Genomic DNA, 19,485 nt, shown 5'->3' with positions numbered 1-19,485 from the left:
CTGGTAGCCGTAGTCCATGCCGCTCACCTCCCGCCGACTGCGTGCCGCTCTGCTGGCCACCGCGTCGGTCACCCTCGTCGCCGCCACACTGCCCGCACCGCAAGCGCTCGGCATCGGCGACCGCCTCTTCCCCCACCTCGGCAACCCGGGCTACGACGTCCTCTCGTACGACATCGCGCTCACCTACAAGGGCCGCAACACCGAGCCCCTCGACGCCGTCACCACCATCGACGCGCGGACCACGGAGCCGCTGGAGAGGATCAACCTCGACTTCGCGCGGGGCGCCGTCCGCTCGGTCGAAGTCAACGGTCTGCACGCCGACTTCGCCACGGCGGACGAGGACCTGGTCGTCGAGCCGCCCTCCCGGCTCCCGGCCGGGATGCCCGTGCGCATCACCGTCCGGCACACGAGCGACCCCTCGGGCGACAAGGCCAACGGGGGCTGGGTACCGACCGCCGACGGCCTGGCCATGGCCAACCAGGCCGACGCCGCGCACCGGGTCTTCCCCGGCAACGACCACCCCGCCGACAAGGCGTTCTTCACCTTCCGGGTGACCGCGCCGAAGAACCTCACGGTCGTGGCGGGCGGACTTCCCGCCGGGAAGCGGGACCACGGGGACGCGACCACCTGGACCTACCGCACCGAGCACCCCATGGCGACGGAGCTCGCCCAGGTGTCCATCGGCACCTCCGCCGTCCTGCACCGCACCGGTCCGCGCGGACTGCCGGTACGCGACGTGGTGCCCGCCGCCGACCGCGAGAAGCTGGAGCCCTGGCTGAAGAAGACCCCGGGACAGCTGGAGTGGATGGAACAGCAGGTCGGCCCGTACCCCTTCGAGACGTACGGACTCCTGGTCGCGGACACCGAGACGGGTTTCGAGCTGGAGACGCAGACCCTCTCGCTCTTCGAACGCTCCCTGTTCACCGGGACCGGCTACCCGGAGTGGTACGTCGACTCGGTCATGGTGCACGAGCTGGCCCACCAGTGGTTCGGCAACAGCGTCTCCCCGCGGTCCTGGTCCGATCTCTGGCTCAACGAGGGCCACGCCACCTGGTACGAGGCCCGCTACGCCGAGGAGCACGCGCAGAAGCCCATGGAGCGGCGGATGCGCGAGGCCTACGCCCGCTCCGACACCTGGCGCGCGGCGGGCGGGCCGCCCGCCCGCCCCGACGTGCCCACCCCCGACCACAAGATCAGCCTGTTCAGGCCGGTCGTCTACGACGGGAGCGCGCTCATCCTCTACGCGCTGCGCGAGGAGATCGGCGAGGCCGCCTTCGACCGGCTGGAGCGGACCTGGGTGCGGGTCCACCGGAACGGTTCGGCGACCACCCGGCAGTTCACGGACCTGGCGTCGAGGATCGCGGGGCGGGACCTGACGGCGTTCTTCGACGGCTGGCTGTACGGCACGAAGACCCCGCCGATGCCGGGGCACCCGGACTGGCGCACCGAGGCCCCCCGGGCCGCCGCAGGCGGGCAGGGGCCCGCACGGGCACCGAAACCCGAGTGACGATCCGGGCGGGGACATGCCACTATCGACCCGTCGGCACGGCGGCCGGCCGGCGGAACCCCTCCACGGGAATCTTCCGGCGGGATCACGCGTTGTGATTGACGTATCGGACTTCTATCGACGTAAGGATCCAATGACCTCCTCTTCTTCCCTTCCCCAGGACGCGCAGGACGCGCAGAGCGCCACGGAAGCAACCTCCGAGAGCCTCACCGATGGCCTTCGGGCCGACGCCCTGATGGAAGAGGACGTCGCCTGGAGCCACGAGATCGACGGAGAGCGGGACGGCGAGCAGTTCGACCGTTCCGAGCGCGCGGCACTGCGTCGCGTGGCGGGACTCTCCACCGAGCTCGAGGACGTCACCGAGGTCGAGTACCGGCAGCTGCGCCTGGAGCGCGTGGTGCTCGTCGGTGTCTGGACATCGGGGACCGTCCACGACGCGGAGATCTCCCTCGCGGAGCTCGCGGCCCTCGCCGAGACGGCGGGCGCCCAGGTGCTCGACGCCGTGTTCCAGCGGCGCGACAAGCCCGACCCGGCGACCTACATCGGCTCGGGCAAGGCGCTGGAGCTGCGTGACATCGTTCTCGAATCCGGGGCCGACACCGTCGTCTGCGACGGTGAGCTCAGCCCCGGCCAGCTGATCCACCTGGAAGACGTCGTCAAGGTCAAGGTGGTCGACAGGACCGCCCTGATCCTCGACATCTTCGCCCAGCACGCCAAGTCCCGCGAGGGCAAGGCGCAGGTGTCGCTGGCACAGATGCAGTACATGCTGCCGCGCCTGCGCGGCTGGGGTCAGTCGCTCTCCCGTCAGATGGGCGGCGGCGGTTCCAGCGGCGGTGGCGGAATGGCCACCCGTGGTCCCGGTGAGACCAAGATCGAGACGGACCGGCGACGGATCCGCGAGAAGATGGCGAAGATGCGCCGGGAGATCGCGGAGATGAAGACCGGCCGGGAGATCAAGCGCCAGGAACGCAAGCGCAACAAGGTGCCCTCGGTGGCGATCGCCGGATACACCAACGCGGGGAAGTCCTCGCTGCTCAACCGGCTCACCGGTGCGGGCGTCCTCGTCGAGAACGCCCTGTTCGCGACCCTCGACCCGACCGTGCGCCGGGCCGAGACACCGAGCGGCCGGATCTACACCCTGGCCGACACCGTCGGGTTCGTGCGGCACCTTCCCCACCACCTGGTCGAGGCGTTCCGCTCCACGATGGAGGAGGTCGGCGAGTCCGACCTGATCCTGCACGTGGTGGACGGCTCCCACCCGGTGCCGGAGGAGCAGCTCGCCGCCGTACGCCAGGTGATCCGGGAGGTCGGCGCGGTCGACGTACCCGAGATCGTCGTGATCAACAAGGCGGACGCGGCGGACCCGCTGGTGCTGCAGCGCCTGCTGCGCACCGAGAAGCACGCGATCGCGGTGTCGGCGCGGACCGGCGCCGGGATCGACGAGCTGCTCGCGCTCATCGACGCCGAACTGCCGCGGCCGTCCGTGGAGATCGAGGCGCTCGTGCCCTACATCCAGGGCGCGCTCGTCTCCCGGGTGCACGCCGAGGGCGAGGTGATCTCCGAGGAGCACACCCCGGAGGGCACCCTCCTCAAGGCGCGGGTCCACGAGGAGCTCGCCGCGGAGCTCGCGGTCTTCGTGCCGGTGGCCCACTGACGCCGTAGGACACAGGAGGCCGGGCTCCCCGTGACGGGAACCCGGCCTCCTGCGCGTGCCGTTCCACGTGAGGGGGCCCGGGCGGCGATCACCACCCGGGCCCCCTCACATGCGTGCCCCTACTGTCCGGCGTACTTCTTGCTGACGGCCTCGTAGATGCCCTTGGCCTCCTTGCCCAGGCGCGGGCCGGCCAGCCAGCCCGCCGTCACCGGGCCGATGGAGGTGTTGGAGACCAGCGCCGGCTTACCGTCCTGGCCCTTCGCGACCCAGCCGCCACCGGAGGAACCCCCGGTCATCGTGCAGCCGATGCGGTACATCGTCGGCTGGTTCTCGAAGACGGCCAGCCGGCCCGGCTGATCGGTGCACTGGAGCGCCTTCTGGCCGTCGAACGGCGGGGCGGCCGGATAGCCCGTCGCCGTCATGCTGTCGATCTCAGGGGTGGCCGGGGCGTTGAACTCGACGGGCAGCGCCGAACCGACCGTCTCCTCCAGGGACTTGCCGTTGGAGCCCTTCTCGGGCGCGACCTGCAGGACCGCGAAGTCGTACGGGGCGCCCTGGCCCCCGGTCGAGGCACCCTGCTCGATCCACTGGTCCGAGGTCTGCGCCCACTGGCCCCACCACACGCCGTACGGAGCGATCTGCTCCCTCGACGGGTTCTCCAGCTCGGCGCCCGAAAGACCGGTGTCGTTGTACGAGGGGACGAAGGCGATGTTGCGGTACCAGCCGCCGTTCTTGCCCGCGTGGACACAGTGCCCGGCCGTCCAGACCATGTTGGACTTGCCCGGGTGCGCCGGGTCCTGGACCACGGTCGCCGAGCAGACCATCGAACCCTCGGGGCCGTCGAACAGGAGCTTGCCCGACTCGGGCGCGCTGTCGTGGTACGGCGTCTGCAGCCCGGCCGCTTCGACCGGCGCGGGGGTCGGGTCCGTCACGCCCTCGTCGCCGGAGATGTCGGGGTCGACGGGGTTCTCCGGGGGCTTCTCGGCCTCCCGCATCCGGTCCGGGTCCCAGAGGCCCTCGATGATGGGGTTGACGTAGTCCTTGGCCTCACGCAGCCAGGTGTCCTTGTCCCAGTTCTTCCACTCGCCGTCCCGCCACTCGTCGAGGTCGATCCCGTGCTCCTTGAGCCGGTCCTTGAGATCGTCCGGGATCACGACCTTCCCGTCGGAGGACTGGCCGGTGGAGCTGCTCGGCTCGCTGATCGCGCCGTCCTCCTCCGGCCCGCAGGCCGCGGCGGTGAGCGTGAGGACGGTGGCAAGGGCGGCCGCCGCGAACACCCGAGGGGTGCGGCGGGCGCTCCCCCCGCGGCGTGCGGTATCGATCGGGCGCATGGGTCGCATCTGGTGATCCCCCTGGGACTTCGTCACTGACTTCGGTACCGCACTGCGGACTTGAGCGGTGTGCGGCACGGCCCGGGCGGACCGTGGCGCGGACTCCCGGAGCGGCGGCTCCTCCCGAGTGCGGCCCCTACTATGCCGGTGCCGATGGGGACGGCGCGCGGCAGGGCCACGGTTCCGGCTGCGCAAGGATCTTCCGATTTACCCGTGATCTTCCGCCTTCGGCGTCGTTGGTACGTACGAGGGACACCCGGACAGCGTTCATCGGCGCAGTCCGCCCCCAGGTCGACGTACCGATGCGCAACGCAACTGTTACCGCAGGAGGACCGAACAGCCGTGGCCGTGACCGAACCAGCTCCGGTGGCACTCCCCCCTGCGCACGAGGGGATCCTGCGACGCCAGGCGCTCCGTGAGTCGGCGGCCCGCACCTATGCGCGGTCCCTGCCGATCGTGCCGGTGCGCGCGCGGGGCATGACCATCGAGGGAGCCGACGGGCGGCGCTACCTCGACTGTCTGTCAGGCGCGGGCACCCTGGCCCTCGGACACAACCACCCCGTGGTGCTCGAGGCGATCAGGAAGGTCATCGACTCCGGCGCACCGCTGCACGTCCTCGATCTGGCCACCCCCGTCAAGGACGCCTTCACGACCGAGCTGTTCGCCACCCTTCCCCGGGAGCTGGCCGACAACGCGCGGATCCAGTTCTGCGGTCCGGCGGGCACCGACGCCGTCGAGGCGGCCTTCAAGCTGGTCCGGGCGGCGAGCGGCCGCAGCGAACTCCTCGCCTTCACCGGCGCGTACCACGGGATGACAGCGGGTGCCCTGGCCGCCTCGGGCGGCGCCACGGACGTACGGGTGACACGGCTGCCCTTCCCGCAGAACTACCGCTGCCCCTTCGGGGTCGGCGGGGAGCGGGGCGCGGAGCTCGCCGCGCGCTGGACGGAATACCTCCTGGACGACCCGAAGGGCGGCCTGCCCGCCCCCGCCGCCATGATCCTGGAGCCGGTCCAGGGCGAGGGCGGGGTGAATCCCGCCCCGGACGGCTGGATGCGGCGGATGCGGGAGATCACCCGGGAGCGGTCCATCGCCCTGATCGCGGACGAGGTGCAGACCGGCGTCGGCAGGACGGGTACTTTCTGGGCGACCGAGCACAGCGGTATCGTGCCCGACGTGATGGTGCTCTCGAAAGCCATCGGCGGCTCGCTGCCCCTCGCGGTGATCGTCTACCGCGCCGAGCTCGACCTCTGGCAGCCGGGCGCCCACGCGGGCACCTTCCGGGGCAACCAGCTCGCGATGGCGGCCGGCGCCGCGACCCTCGCCCATGTGCGGGAGAACGGGCTCGCCGAGCGTGCGGGGACGCTGGGAGCCCGCATGCTCGCCAGGCTCCAGGCGCTCGCCGCGGACCACCCGAGCATCGGTGACGTCCGCGGCCGCGGCCTGATGATCGGCATCGAACTGGTCGACCCCGAGGCCGAGCCGCTCACCGTCACCACCGAGAACGGCTCCGCCCCGCCCCCCGATCCCGCCCTCGCCGCGGTGGTGCAGCAGGAATGCCTGCGCCGCGGCCTCATCGTCGAACTCGGCGGACGCCACAACGCCGTGGTCCGGCTGCTCCCTCCCCTCACGCTCACCGACGAACAGGCGACAGCGGTCGTCGACCGCCTCGCCGACGCGCTGGGAGCGGCGGAGCTCTCTCCGTACCGCCGGGCCGCTGCCGGGCCGACCCGCTGATCCCGGACCCCTCACAAGGAAGACCGCCGTGAACCCCACCCCTGCGCCCGAGGCCGACGGCCCCTTCACCAGCCAGCAGCGAGGACATGAGCTGCCGGAGGGCCCCCTGGCCGTCGAGTCGACGTCCGTGCCGCGCCAGAAGGCCGGTCCGCACGGAACCCCGCGTACCGGGGCGGACACACCCGCCGGCGCCGCCCCGGCGGGCCACCCCGGCCCCACGGAGCAGGATCCGCTGGACCACCCGGACCCGCTCCGGGCCGCGGACACCGCCGGTACGGAGAACCTCCTGCGCTGCTGGACCCGGGAGAACGACCTGCCCCGGCCGCAGGGAGACACCCTGCGCATCCCGCTCCCGGCGAGCGGCACCGCCCTGCTCGTCCCGGTCACCCACTGGTCCGCGACGGGCTGGCACCGCTTCGGGACACCGGCCCTGGAGAACGCCCCCGAGGGCGCCCCGGGAGCCGACGCCGTCACCGTGGCCGCGCTGCTGAGCCGCGAGAGCGAGCGCGACACCGCGGTCGACCTGGTGGCCAGGGTGGCCGACTCCGTACGGCACACGGCGGCCTTCATCGCGGCCAGGCGGCGCACCCCCACCGCGTCGTCCGAGGCGGATCTCTTCCTCACCGCCGAGCAGTCCCTCGTCCTCGGCCACCCCCTGCACCCCACGCCCAAGAGCCGCGAAGGCCTCTCCGAGTCCGAAGCGCTCCTCTACTCACCCGAGTTGCGGGGCTCGTTCCCGCTCCACTGGATGGCCGTGGACCGTTCCGTCCTGGCCACCGACTCCGCGTGGACGAAGGCAGGCAGGCCGGTCCCCGCGGAGGCGCTCCTCGCACCCCACGCCGAAGGGCTGAGCCTCCCCGAGGGGACCACGGCCCTGCCGCTGCACCCGTGGCAGGCCGCGGAGGTCCTGCGCCGCCCCGAGGTCGTCGCCCTCTGCGAGAAGGGACTCCTGCACGACCTCGGACCGTACGGCCGGAACTGGCACCCCACCTCCTCCGTCCGCACCGTGCACCGGCCCGGCTCCGACCTGATGCTGAAGCTGTCCCTGGGCGTCCGCATCACCAACTCCCGCCGGGAGAACCTCCGCAAGGAGCTCCACCGCGGCGCCGAGGTCCACCGGCTGCTGCGCACGGGCCTGGCCGACCGGTGGCGGGCGGCGCACCCGGGCTTCGACATCGTCCGGGACCCCGCCTGGCTGGCCGTCGACCAGCCGGACGGCAGCCCCGTACCCGGCCTGGACGTGATGCTCCGTCACAACCCGTTCGGCCCGGCCGACGACGCGGTCTGCATCGCCGGTCTCACCGCCCCGCGCCCGTGGCCCGGCCGCCCCGGCACGCACTCGCGGCTCGCCGACACGATCTCCTCGCTGGCCTCCCGCACCGGCAGGACGACCGGGGCGGTGTGCGCCGAGTGGTTCCTGCGCTACCTCGACCGTGTGGTGCTGCCCGTCCTCTGGCTCGACGCCCACGCCGGTGTCGCCCTGGAGGCCCACCAGCAGAACACGCTCGTCCTCCTCGACCCGGACGGCTGGCCCGTCGGCGGCAGGTACCGCGACAACCAGGGCTACTACTTCCGGGAGTCCCACCGCGAGGCGCTGGAACGCCGTCTCCCGGGCATCGGCGCCGTGAGCGACACCTTCGTCTCCGACGCCGTCACGGACGAGCGCCTCGCCTACTACCTCGGCATCAACAACGTGTTCGGGCTGATCGGGGCCTTCGGCTCCCAGCGGCTCGCCGACGAACAGCTGCTGCTCGCCGCGTTCCGCCGCTTCCTCGAAGGTGCCGTCGGACTGGGCTCCTCCCTGCCCGGCTACCTCCTGGAGACCGGCCAGCTCCGCTGCAAGGCCAACCTGCTGACCCGCATGCACGGCCTCGACGAGCTCGTCGGACCGGTCGACACCCAGTCCGTGTACGTCACCATCGCCAACCCCCTCCGCAGCGACCGGGCCTGACCGTCCGAACCCACGAGAGGAGAGCGCCACGGTGCATCAAGCCGATGCCCCCACCGGGGCCGGTGCCGTCCCGTCCGACGACACCGGCACCGAGGACACCCTGGAGCTTCGGCTCACCGAGGAGCTCCTCGCCCTGCTCGGTGACGGCCCCGCGGTGACCGCCGCGGAGGCCGACCCCTCCGCCCTCGTGGGCGACCCCGGCGCATGGCGCCCGGTCGCCACCCCCGCCGGGCCGTTCCAGCTCGTCGCCGTGGATCCCGGACGCGATCTGGGGGTGATCAGCCGCTGGATGAACGATCCCGCGGTCGCCGCCTTCTGGGAGCTCGCCGGACCGGAGCAGGTCACCGCGGAGCACCTCCGTCGCCAGCTCACGGGGGACGGCCGCAGCGTCCCCTGCCTCGGGCTCCTCGACGGAAAACCCATGAGCTACTGGGAGATCTACCGCGCCGATCTGGACCCTCTCTCCCGCCACTACCCGGCGCGGCCCCACGACATGGGGCTCCACCTCCTCATCGGCGGTGTGGGGAACAGGGGCCGTGGCATCGGCACCGTGCTGCTCCGAGCCGTCTCCGACCTCGTCCTCGACAACCGGCCGCTCTGCGGACGGGTCGTCGCGGAGCCGGACCTGCGCAACACCCCGTCCGTGTCCGCCTTCCTGAGCGCCGGTTTCCGCTTCTGCGCGGAAGTGGACCTTCCCGACAAGCGGGCCGCCCTGATGGTCCGCGACCGAGCACACCGTGACCGCCTGTGAACCACTCGCCGCACCGCACCGCCCGCTCGAACCCCATCGGTCCCACCCGGAGGAGTCCCCGTGCCGACATATCCTGCGAGCCATCATCCGGCGAAGCCCCATACGCCGCTCGACACCCCGGAACTCGACCGGACCCTCTGGGACCGGGTGGCGGCGAAACTCCTCGCCAAGATGCTCGGTGAGTTCGCCTACGAGGAAGTCGTCGAACCCGTGCCCCGGGCGGACGGCGGCGCGGGGCGGACCGGCGACTACACCCTGCCGCTCGACGACGGCGCCATCCTGAGCTTCCACGCCAGGCGCGGCGTCTACGGCAGCTGGCGCGTCGACCCCGCGACGATCCGGGAGACCACCGCCGCGGACGACGGGGACGCGCACGGGAAGCCCGGCGCCGGCGGCACACCCTTCCGCGACCCGTTGCGCTTCCTCGCCCGTGGCCGCCGACTCCTCGGGCTCGACGGCGCCACGCTCGGCCACCTCGTCCGGGAGCTCACCGCCACCCTCGCCGCCGACGCCCGCCTCGACCGCACCGCGCTCACCGCCGCGCAGCTCGCCGAGCTGCCGTACGCCGAGCTCGAAGGCCATCAGACCGGGCACCCCTGGCTCGTGGCGAACAAGGGCCGGCTCGGGTTCTCCGCCGCCGACGCCGCCCGCTTCACACCGGAGGCCAGGTCCGCCGCCCCCCTGCCCTGGATCGCTGTCAGCACCCGCATAGCGGGGTACCGGGGAGTGGGCCGTGTCGCCACCCCGGGAGACCTCTACGACCAGGAACTCGACCCGGGCGTCCGGGAGTCGTTCGACGAGGTCCTGCGCGGACGGGGCCTCGAACCGGCCGACTACCTGTTCCTCCCCGTGCACCCGTGGCAGTGGGACGAGTGGATCGTCCCGCTCTTCGCCCCCGCGATCGCCGACGGCGAGATCGTGCCCCTGCACGAGGACGACGACCTCCGGCTGCCGCAGCAGTCCATCCGCACCTTCACCAACGTGGGCCGGCCCGACCGGCACACGGTCAAGCTGCCGCTGTCGATCCTCAACACCCTGGTCTGGCGGGGCCTTCCGACCGAGCGCACGCTCGCCGCCCCGGCCGTCACCGCGTGGGTCCAGGGACTGTGCGACGGCGACCCCTTCCTCCGGGACACCTGCGGGGTCATCCTGCTCGGCGAGGTCGCGTCGGTGGCCGTCGAGCACCCGCTCTACGACCACCTCCCGGAGACGCCGTACCAGTTCAAGGAGATCCTCGGAGCGATCTGGCGGGAGCCGCTCCAGCCGCGGCTCGCCCCCGGCGAACGCGCCCGCACCCTGGCCTCGCTGCTGCACACGGATCCCGAGGGCCGTTCCTTCACGGCGGAGCTCGTCGCCCGCTCCGGGCTGACCCCGACGGCCTGGCTGACCCGGCTCTTCACCGCCCTGCTGCCGCCGCTGCTGCACTTCCTGTACCGCTACGGCACCGTCTTCTCCCCGCACGGCGAGAACGCCATCGTCGTCTTCGACGAGAACGACGTGCCGGTGCGGCTCGCGATCAAGGACTTCGTCGACGACGTGAACGTCAGCGCCAGGCGGCTGCCCGAACACGACACGATGCCGCAGGACGTCCGGGACATCCTGCTCACGGAGGAGCCCTCCTTCCTCACCCAGTTCATCCACTCGGGGCTCTTCGTGGGCGTGTTCCGCTATCTGTCCCCCCTGTGCGAGGAACAGCTGGACGTACCGGAGGGTGAATTCTGGTCACTCGTCCGTGCCGAGATCCTGCGGCACCACGCACGCTTTCCCGATCTCAAGGAGCGCTTCGAGATCTTCGACATGCTGACGCCGAGGATCGAGCGCCTGTGTCTCAACCGCAACCGTCTGCATCTGGACGGCTACCGCGACCGGCCGAACCGCCCGCACGCCGCCGTCCACGGCACCGTCCCCAACCCGCTGCACCCCTCCGCGTGAGTCCGGGACCGATCGATGCTGTCAGTGGGGCGCCGTAGGGTGGTCGGGCTATGACGAAGCCATCTCTCCCCGAGCTCCTCCACGCCGCCGTCACCGCCGTCGGCGGTACGGAGCGCCCCGGCCAGGTCTCCATGGCCGAGGCCGTCGCCGACGCCGTGGACGACAACGCCCATCTGCTCGTCCAGGCCGGCACCGGCACCGGCAAGTCCCTCGGCTACCTGGTGCCCGCGCTGGCCCACGGCGAGCGGGTCGTGGTGGCCACGGCGACGCTGGCCCTCCAGCGCCAGCTGGTCGAGCGGGACCTTCCGCGTACGGTCGACGCGCTGCACCCGCTGCTGCGGCGGCGCCCGCAGTTCGCGATGCTCAAGGGCCGGTCGAACTACCTCTGTCTGCACCGGCTCCACGAGGGGGCGCCGCAGGACGAGGAGGAGGGGCTCTTCGACCAGTTCGAGGCGGCCGCGCCGTCCAGCAAGCTGGGCCAGGACCTGCTGCGTCTGCGTGACTGGTCGGACGAGACGGAGAGCGGTGACCGGGACGACCTGACGCCCGGCGTCTCGGACCGGGCCTGGTCCCAGATCTCGGTGTCCTCGCGGGAGTGCCTCGGCGCCACGAAGTGCGCGTACGGCGCCGAGTGCTTCGCGGAGGCGGCCCGGGAGAGGGCCAAGCTCGCCGATGTCGTCGTCACCAACCACGCCCTGCTCGCCATCGACGCGATCGAGGGCGCCCCGGTGCTCCCCAAGCACGAGGTGCTCATCGTCGACGAGGCCCATGAGCTGGTCTCCCGGGTCACCGGGGTGGCCACCGGCGAGCTCACCCCCGGCCAGGTGAACCGGGCGGTGCGCCGCGCGGCGAAGCTGGTCAACGAGAAGGCGGCCGACGCCCTGCTGACCGCGTCGGAGGGGTTCGAGCGGGTCATGGAGCTGGCGCTCCCGGGACGCCTCGAAGAGGTGCCGGAAGACCTCGGCTACGCGCTGATGGCCCTGCGCGACGCCGCGCGTACGGTGATCTCCGCCCTCGGCGGCACCCGGGACAAGGCCGTCCAGGACGAGGACGCGGTCCGTAAGCAGGCCATGGCGTCGGTCGAGTCCATCCACGGTGTCGCGGAGCGCATCACCCAGGGCTCCGAGTACGACGTCGTCTGGTACGAGCGTCACGACCGCTTCGGGGCGTCGGTCCGGGTCGCGCCCCTGTCCGTGTCCGGGCTGCTGCGGGAGAAGCTCTTCGCCGACCGCTCGGTGGTGCTGACCTCGGCGACGCTGAAGCTCGGCGGCGACTTCAACGGGGTGGGCGCGTCCCTGGGGCTCGCGCCCGAGGGCACGGCGGGCGACGACATCCCGCAGTGGAAGGGCCTCGACGTCGGCTCGCCGTTCGACTACCCGAGGCAGGGCATCCTGTACGTCGCCCGGCACCTGGCTCTGCCCGGCCGGGAGGGCTCCCGTACGGACATGCTCGACGAGCTCGCCGAGCTGGTGGACGCGGCGGGCGGGCGCACCCTGGGGCTGTTCTCGTCGATGCGGGCCGCCCAGGCGGCGGCCGAGGAGCTGCGTGGCCGCCAGGACAAGCCGATCCTGCTGCAGGGCGAGGAGACGCTCGGGGAGCTGATCAAGAACTTCGCGGCGGACCCCGAGACCTGCCTGTTCGGGACGCTGTCGCTCTGGCAAGGCGTCGACGTCCCCGGCCCGAGCTGTCAGCTGGTGGTCATGGACCGGATTCCGTTCCCCCGGCCGGACGACCCGCTGATGAGCGCCCGGCAGAAGGCCGTCGAGGACGCCGGCGGTAACGGGTTCATGGCGGTGGCGGCGACCCATGCGGCACTGCTGATGGCCCAGGGCGCCGGCCGGCTCGTCCGGGCCATGGGCGACAAGGGCGTGGTCGCCGTGCTCGACCCCCGTCTGGCCAATGCCCGGTACGGGAGCTATCTCCGCGCCTCGCTGCCCGACTTCTGGTACACCACGGACCGTAATCAGGCGCGGCGCTCGCTCGCGGCCATCGACGCTGCGGCCAAAGCCGCGCAGTGAGCGGGGGCGGGCCGCCGGGGGAGCGCGAGCGGCCCGCCGGTGTCCCACGCTCAGCCGGCGGACGCGTCAGGGCCCCGAGATCGGCGCAGGGATCCCGGGGCCCAGTCCGAACCGGCGGAGCTCACACCCGCCGCAGCACCGCCACGACCTTGCCCAGGATCGTCGCCTCGTCACCGGGAATCGGCTGATAGGCGGAGTTGTGCGGGAGCAGCCACACATGGCCGTCCTCGCGCTTGAACCGCTTGACCGTCGCCTCGCCGTCCAGCATGGCGGCCACGATGTCGCCGTTCTCCGCGACCGGCTGGCGCCTGACCGTCACCCAGTCCCCGTCCATGATCGCCGCCTCGATCATCGAGTCACCGACGACCTTCAGCACGAAGAGCTCGCCGTCACCGACGAGCTGGCGGGGGAGCGGGAAGACGTCCTCGACGGACTCCTCGGCGAGGATCGGGCCACCGGCGGCGATCCGGCCGACCAGCGGTACGTACGAGGCGGCGGGCTTCCCGGTGGTGTCGGTCGGCTGGGTGCTGGGCTGGTCCGAGCCCCGGACCTCGTAGGCACGCGGCCGGTGCGGGTCGCGGCGCAGGAATCCCTTGCGCTCCAGAGCCATCAGCTGGTGGGCGACGGACGAGGTGCTGGACAGTCCCACCGCCTGACCGATCTCGCGCATCGACGGGGGATAGCCCCGGCGCTGCACGGAATCCCGGATCACCTCGATCACACGCCGCTGCCTGTCCGTGAGCCCGGAGCTGTCGGCCCGGATTCCTGGGGGGCGTCCGGGCAAGGAGCGTGCGGCCCGTGCGGGCTCGGGCCCCTCCGCGTTCATGACTGAGTCATTCATGGCATGCACCGGCTCAAGTCGGCTCTGGGAGCGGTGGTCCTGGGCAGTGATGGTGGCACTGTCTGCGGTGGTGGTCACGTCGGCCCCTCTCGAATGGTCTCCCTAGTTAGGCAACGGTAGTAGCTTTCGAAAGGTTGCGCCAAACACACGTTCGAGTGAAAAACAAATAAAGGGACCTCGCGTGCTTACCGAGAGGTGTATGAGCTGAAGGCCGGTGAGCCGGGACCGGGCGCCGCCGCCGGAGGCCACGCTAGCGTTCCGCCGGTCCGCTCCCGCGTGCGGGGGTGCGTCCGCGCACGGGGCCGGAGGGTCCTTCCGGGGTCGCCCCGGGAAGGCCGCGCCGGGTGGCCCCGGAGGCCCGGCGGCCGGGTCTTTCCCGTACCCTCGTGCCGGGCCGTAGGCTGCCCCCCGGCCCCCGGGGAAGCGCGACACGCGCGGGGGCGAAGGCGGAGCAAAACCCTAGATGTAGTGGTTGTCTTGCTGTCGCCGCCCATAAGTAGTGGTACCCGGTCCGTCAGGGCCGAGTTCATCGCCTATGCTGGTGACCGTCCTCAGGGGCCCTGAACAGGGCACGGAGGGCTATTCAGTCGTGCTGTGAGGGAGGGTTCGGAGACATGCACTGCCCCTTCTGCAGGCACCCCGACAGTCGGGTCGTGGACAGTCGCACGACGGACGACGGGACGTCGATCCGACGGCGTCGCCAGTGCCCCGACTGCTCCCGTCGCTTCACGACGGTGGAGACCTGCTCGCTGATGGTGGTCAAGCGCAGCGGCGTGACCGAACCCTTCAGCCGCACCAAGGTCATCTCGGGGGTCCGCAAGGCGTGCCAGGGGCGTCCCGTCACCGAGGACGCCCTGGCGAAGCTCGGCCAGCGGGTCGAGGAAGCCGTGCGGGCCACGGGGAGCGCCGAGCTGACGACGCACGACGTGGGTCTGGCCATACTCGGCCCCCTGCAGGAGCTCGACCTCGTCGCGTACCTGCGCTTCGCGTCGGTGTACCGGGCGTTCGACTCCCTCGAAGACTTCGAGACCGCCATCGCGGAGCTCCGTGAGCAGCGGCCCCGCGAAGAGCAATGCGGGAGCGGCGAGACCCTCGAGGTCCCCGCCCCCGCCGCAGTCGCCGCTGATTGATCACCGAGCCGGCCGGCAGGGACGGCGGGGCCGGCGGGCGGCACCAGACCTGTTCCGAGACGCCCCGCGCGGCGTCCGGAGCATCAGACACACACTGTGCCCTGGGAAGAACTGGGCACTTCAGGGCGTTTTTGCCCACATATGGGAGGCGGCATGACAGAGACGGCGAGCGGCCCGGCACGAGGTTCCCGCACCAAGGGAGCCAAGTCGACTGCGACCAAGCAGGGCCTGCGCATCGAGCGCATCCACACGACCCCCGGCGTGCACCCGTACGACGAGGTCGCGTGGGAGCGCCGTGACGTCGTCATGACCAACTGGCGCGACGGCTCGATCAACTTCGAGCAGCGTGGCGTCGAGTTCCCCGACTTCTGGTCGGTGAACGCGGTCAACATCGTCACCAGCAAGTACTTCCGGGGCGCCGTCGGCACCCCGCAGCGCGAGACCGGTCTGCGACAGCTGATCGACCGGATCGTCAAGACGTACCGGAAGGCCGGCGAGGACTACAACTACTTCGCTTCCCCCGCCGACGCGGAGATCTTCGAGCACGAGCTGGCGTACGCCCTCCTGCACCAGATCTTCAGCTTCAACTCGCCGGTGTGGTTCAACGTCGGGACGCCCCAGCCGCAGCAGGTCTCGGCCTGCTTCATCCTGGCCGTCGACGACTCCATGGAGTCGATCCTCGACTGGTACAAGGAAGAGGGCATGATCTTCAAGGGCGGCTCCGGCGCCGGCCTGAACCTCTCCCGCATCCGCTCCTCCAAGGAGCTGCTCTCCTCCGGCGGCAACGCCTCCGGCCCGGTCTCCTTCATGCGGGGCGCCGACGCCTCGGCGGGAACGATCAAGTCCGGCGGTGCCACCCGCCGCGCGGCCAAGATGGTCATCCTCGACGTCGACCACCCCGACATCGAGAACTTCATCGAGACCAAGGTGAAGGAGGAGGAGAAGATCCGCGCCCTGCGCGACGCGGGCTTCGACATGGACCTGGGCGGCGACGACATCACGTCCGTCCAGTACCAGAACGCCAACAACTCGGTCCGTGTGAACGACGAGTTCATGAAGGCCGTGGAGTCCGACGGCAAGTTCGGGCTGCGCGCCCGCATGACCGGCGACGTCATCGAAGAGGTCGAGGCCAAGTCCCTCTTCCGCAAGATGGCCGAGGCCGCCTGGGCCTGTGCCGACCCGGGCATCCAGTACGACGACACCATCAACGCCTGGCACACCTGCCCGGAGTCCGGCCGGATCAACGGCTCGAACCCCTGCAGCGAGTACATGCACCTGGACAACACCTCGTGCAACCTGGCCTCGCTGAACCTGATGAAGTTCCTCAAGGACGACGGCGAGGGCAACCAGTCCTTCCAGGCCGAGCGCTTCGCGAAGGTCGTCGAGCTGGTCATCACCGCGATGGACATCTCGATCTGCTTCGCGGACTTCCCGACGCAGAAGATCGGCGAGAACACCCGCGCCTTCCGCCAGCTCGGCATCGGCTACGCCAACCTGGGTGCCCTGCTGATGGCGACCGGCCACGCCTACGACAGCGACGGCGGCCGTGCGCTCGCCGGTGCCATCACCTCGCTGATGACCGGCACGTCCTACCGGCGCTCCGCCGAGCTCGCCGCGGTCGTCGGCCCGTACGACGGCTACGCCCGCAACGCCGAGCCGCACCAGCGCGTCATGAAGCAGCACTCCGACGCCAACGCCACGGCCCTGCGCGTGGACGACCTGGACTCGCCGGTCTGGGCCGCCGCCACGGAGGCCTGGCAGGACGTGATCCGCCTCGGCGCCAAGAACGGCTTCCGCAACTCCCAGGCCTCGGTCATCGCTCCGACCGGCACCATCGGTCTCGCGATGTCCTGCGACACCACGGGCCTGGAGCCCGATCTCGCGCTGGTCAAGTTCAAGAAGCTCGTCGGCGGCGGCTCGATGCAGATCGTCAACGGCACGGTCCCGCAGGCCCTGCGCCGCCTCGGCTACCAGCCGGAGCAGGTCGAGGCGATCGTCGCCCACATCGCCGACAACGGCAATGTGATCGACGCCCCCGGCCTCAAGACCGAGCACTACGAGGTCTTCGACTGCGCCATGGGCGAGCGCTCCATCTCGGCCATGGGTCACGTCCGGATGATGGCGGCCATCCAGCCGTGGATCTCCGGCGCGCTGTCCAAGACGGTGAACCTGCCGGAGACGGCCACCGTGGAGGACGTCGAGGAGGTCTACTTCGAGGCGTGGAAGATGGGCGTCAAGGCGCTCGCGATCTACCGCGACAACTGCAAGGTCGGCCAGCCCCTCTCCACCAAGAAGTGGGAGGAGAAGAAGGACGAGGTCACCGCCAAGGCCGAGGACACCATCCGTTCCGCGGTCGAGAAGGTCATCGAGTACCGTCCGGTCCGCAAGCGGCTGCCCAAGGGCCGTCCCGGCATCACCACCTCCTTCACGGTGGGCGGCGCCGAGGGGTACATGACCGCCAACTCCTACCCGGACGACGGTCTCGGTGAGGTCTTCCTGAAGATGTCCAAGCAGGGTTCCACCCTCGCGGGCATGATGGACGCCTTCTCGATCGCGGTCTCGGTCGGTCTGCAGTACGGCGTGCCGCTGGAGACGTACGTCTCCAAGTTCACCAACATGCGCTTCGAGCCGGCCGGCATGACGGACGACCCGGACGTGCGGATGGCGCAGTCGATCGTCGACTACATCTTCCGTCGCCTGGCGCTCGACTTCCTGCCGTTCGAGACGCGTTCCGCGCTCGGCATCCACTCGGCCGAGGAGCGTCAGCGTCACCTCGACACCGGTTCGTACGAGCCCGACTTCGGGGACGAGGAGCTCCACTCCGAGAGCCTGGCGCAGTCGGCCCCCGTGCAGAGCCAGCCGCTGAAGGCGGTCGAGGCGCCCGAGGAGAACGCCGCGGAGAAGCCGGCCCCCAAGGCCGCGCACACCTCGGCCGAGCTGGTCGAGATGCAGCTCGGTATCAGCGCGGACGCACCGCTGTGCTTCTCGTGCGGTACGAAGATGCAGCGCGCCGGATCCTGCTACATCTGCGAGGGCTGCGGCTCGACCAGCGGATGCAGCTGACGGCTACGCGCCGTTCGGCGTAGCTGAACACGAGGCGTGACCTCCGGAAGGGAGGGGCGCCGGCTCAGGCCGGCGCCCCTCCCTTCCGGCTTCCAACGGGTCTTCCGGCTTCCGGTGGGTCGCCTTCCGGTGGGGCCGCCTTCCGGACGCGGTGCCGACGGACGGGGTCAGTCCGGCCGGTTCCCCATCTCCGCGGCGAAGGAACCGGGGTCGCCGTCGAACCCGCGCACGGCCCCGCGGAAGCCCCAGGCGCCCGCGGCGTCCCGGACGAACTCGGCGACGACCGCGGCCGTCGCCGACGCCACCCCGGAGAAGTCGTCCTCCGCCAGATTCGTGTAGCCCTCACGGATCTGCACGGCCGTGTGCTCTATCTGCCCGAAGGTCTTGTGACCGTCACGCTGCTGGATGGCCACACCGACCACGACACGCGCGTACGCCTCGGACAGCCGGTCCAGTTCGAGCGTCATGACCTCGTCGAACCCGAAACCCTGCCCGGTCCGGCTGTCCCGGTTCAGCGTGATCGTCCCGTCCGGCGACCTGCTGTCGAAGTGCACGAGATAGACGGGGCTGCCGTAGGGTGCCTCCGTCCCGTACGTGGCCGCGATGATGTCGAGGTCGTTGGCGGGCTCCCCGACGTCGCTGGGGTCCCACTTGACACTCACTTCGACCTTTTCGATGTCCTTGTTGGGAGTGCTCATCGGACGTGCCTCCTCGCTGCTGGGCCGACGGACCGCTTGCGTCCTCAGATCATGTCCGTAACGGTTCGTGGATCCAACCGCGTTGGAAACGGACGTCGTGATCGGGCCATCGTGTGGCCGGAGTTGTGCGTTGCGACCGCCGACGGGCTCCCGGCCCTCCGGAGGGTGACCCGCGCCACGCCGGGCGCCGTACGATGGCGCGGTGCTGGTCAAGTGGATTCGCTGCACCGTGGTGGACCGCCGCGGTTTCGAGCGGGAGCAGCGGAAGTGGGCGGCGCTGCTCGGCGAGCCCGGATTCCGGAGTCAGAGCGGTGGATGGAGCCGGGGCAGACCCGATGTCGCCCATGTGTTCGCGTTCTGGGAGAACCGGGTCTTCCACGACTCCTTCATGGCCCGCGGGCACGATCCGCTGGCCGCCGCGCAGTCCGGCACGTTCAAGGACATGCAGGTCAAGCTCTTCGAGTACCGCTTCGACGTGAAGACCGGATTCGTGCCGGACTTCACCGACGCGGACGTCGTCCGGGTCGCGCACAGCCAGGTGTACGAGGACCGGGTCGAGCACTTCGCGCTCATGCAGCAGCGGGTGTGGAACCCCGCCATGGCGGGTTCGCCGGGGATGCTGCGCGGGGTCTTCGGGGAAGCCCCGGGGCATGAGTTCCTGGTGCTGTCGATGTGGCAGTCGAGCGCCGAGCGCGGCAAGTACCGGCCGGAGAGTGTCGCCCGGCTGTCGGCGCGGGCGGAGACCGAGAGCGATGTCGCGGCGCTCACGGGAGACGTCGTGCAGCTCGAACCGTCCTGGACGGTCTGATCCCGGGCCTCACGGCGTTTCCTTGGTCACATACGCCCGATGGAGCCCGCACAATCGCTCGATCAGG

Annotated in this window: 13 protein-coding genes; 10 read left to right on the top strand and 3 right to left on the bottom strand. The window is 70.9% G+C overall.

What is annotated here, in order from left to right:
- Positions 1 to 16: 16 nt before the first annotated feature.
- Together ACZ607_RS09320 and hflX are read left to right on the top strand one after the other, a co-directional pair.
- Complete coding sequence (locus tag ACZ607_RS09320) at positions 17 to 1,507, top strand: M1 family metallopeptidase (RefSeq protein WP_469733322.1); 1,491 nt, start codon at positions 17 to 19, stop codon at positions 1,505 to 1,507.
- A 133-nt stretch (positions 1,508 to 1,640) separates the two neighbouring features.
- The gene (hflX, locus tag ACZ607_RS09315; RefSeq protein ID WP_469733320.1) at positions 1,641 to 3,161 is read left to right on the top strand and encodes a GTPase HflX; all 1,521 of its coding nucleotides are present in this window, start codon (positions 1,641 to 1,643) and stop codon (positions 3,159 to 3,161) included.
- Between the two features lie 119 nt (positions 3,162 to 3,280).
- On the opposite strand, the gene ACZ607_RS09310 is transcribed toward hflX, so the two are convergent.
- A complete protein-coding gene (locus ACZ607_RS09310; RefSeq protein ID WP_469733318.1) occupies positions 3,281 to 4,492 on the bottom strand; it encodes a trypsin-like serine peptidase in 1,212 nt (403 codons plus the stop codon).
- A 342-nt stretch (positions 4,493 to 4,834) separates the two neighbouring features.
- Between ACZ607_RS09310 and ACZ607_RS09305 the strand changes: the two genes are divergently transcribed.
- The 5 genes from ACZ607_RS09305 to ACZ607_RS09285 are packed head-to-tail and all read left to right on the top strand — an operon-like array spanning position 4,835 to position 12,878.
- Positions 4,835 to 6,226 carry a diaminobutyrate--2-oxoglutarate transaminase family protein gene (locus ACZ607_RS09305; RefSeq protein ID WP_469733317.1) on the top strand — a complete coding sequence of 464 codons (1,392 nt, stop codon included), beginning with the start codon at positions 4,835 to 4,837 and terminating at the stop codon, positions 6,224 to 6,226.
- 28 nt (positions 6,227 to 6,254) lie between these two features.
- Positions 6,255 to 8,177, top strand: coding sequence for an IucA/IucC family protein (locus ACZ607_RS09300; RefSeq protein WP_469733315.1), 1,923 nt, complete (start codon positions 6,255 to 6,257; stop codon positions 8,175 to 8,177).
- 31 nt (positions 8,178 to 8,208) lie between these two features.
- On the top strand, positions 8,209 to 8,928 hold the full coding sequence (locus ACZ607_RS09295) for a GNAT family N-acetyltransferase (RefSeq protein WP_469733313.1): 720 nt from the start codon (positions 8,209 to 8,211) through the stop codon (positions 8,926 to 8,928).
- Between the two features lie 60 nt (positions 8,929 to 8,988).
- Entirely contained in the window at positions 8,989 to 10,860 is a 1,872-nt protein-coding gene (locus ACZ607_RS09290; protein ID WP_469733311.1) for an IucA/IucC family protein, read from the top strand.
- 50 nt (positions 10,861 to 10,910) lie between these two features.
- The gene (locus tag ACZ607_RS09285; RefSeq protein WP_469733310.1) at positions 10,911 to 12,878 is read left to right on the top strand and encodes an ATP-dependent DNA helicase; all 1,968 of its coding nucleotides are present in this window, start codon (positions 10,911 to 10,913) and stop codon (positions 12,876 to 12,878) included.
- Between the two features lie 121 nt (positions 12,879 to 12,999).
- Here the strand turns inward: ACZ607_RS09285 and lexA are convergent, their stop codons facing one another.
- Positions 13,000 to 13,797, bottom strand: a complete 798-nt coding sequence (gene lexA / locus ACZ607_RS09280; RefSeq protein ID WP_099176479.1) for a transcriptional repressor LexA — start codon at positions 13,795 to 13,797, stop codon at positions 13,000 to 13,002.
- A 536-nt stretch (positions 13,798 to 14,333) separates the two neighbouring features.
- Here lexA and nrdR point away from each other — a divergent pair.
- Together nrdR and ACZ607_RS09270 are read left to right on the top strand one after the other, a co-directional pair.
- A complete protein-coding gene (gene nrdR, locus ACZ607_RS09275) occupies positions 14,334 to 14,849 on the top strand; it encodes a transcriptional regulator NrdR (protein ID WP_099176480.1) in 516 nt (171 codons plus the stop codon).
- Positions 14,850 to 15,002: 153 nt separating this feature from the next.
- Positions 15,003 to 17,912, top strand: a complete 2,910-nt coding sequence (locus ACZ607_RS09270) for a vitamin B12-dependent ribonucleotide reductase (RefSeq protein WP_469733308.1) — start codon at positions 15,003 to 15,005, stop codon at positions 17,910 to 17,912.
- A 167-nt stretch (positions 17,913 to 18,079) separates the two neighbouring features.
- Here ACZ607_RS09270 and ACZ607_RS09265 read toward each other — a convergent pair whose 3' ends face one another.
- Positions 18,080 to 18,610: a TerD family protein gene (locus tag ACZ607_RS09265; protein ID WP_469733306.1), complete on the bottom strand. Its 531-nt coding sequence runs from the start codon at positions 18,608 to 18,610 to the stop codon at positions 18,080 to 18,082.
- A gap of 202 nt (positions 18,611 to 18,812) precedes the next feature.
- On the opposite strand from ACZ607_RS09265, the gene ACZ607_RS09260 reads away from it, so the two are divergent.
- The gene (locus tag ACZ607_RS09260; RefSeq protein WP_469733304.1) at positions 18,813 to 19,418 is read left to right on the top strand and encodes a YdbC family protein; all 606 of its coding nucleotides are present in this window, start codon (positions 18,813 to 18,815) and stop codon (positions 19,416 to 19,418) included.
- The last annotated feature ends 67 nt before the right edge of the window (positions 19,419 to 19,485 follow it).

The sequence above is a fragment of the Streptomyces sp. NPDC104381 genome, assembly GCF_055583745.1.
The sequence above is the reverse complement of the archived record's forward strand: the minus strand, read 5'-3'. Positions and strand labels throughout refer to the sequence as shown.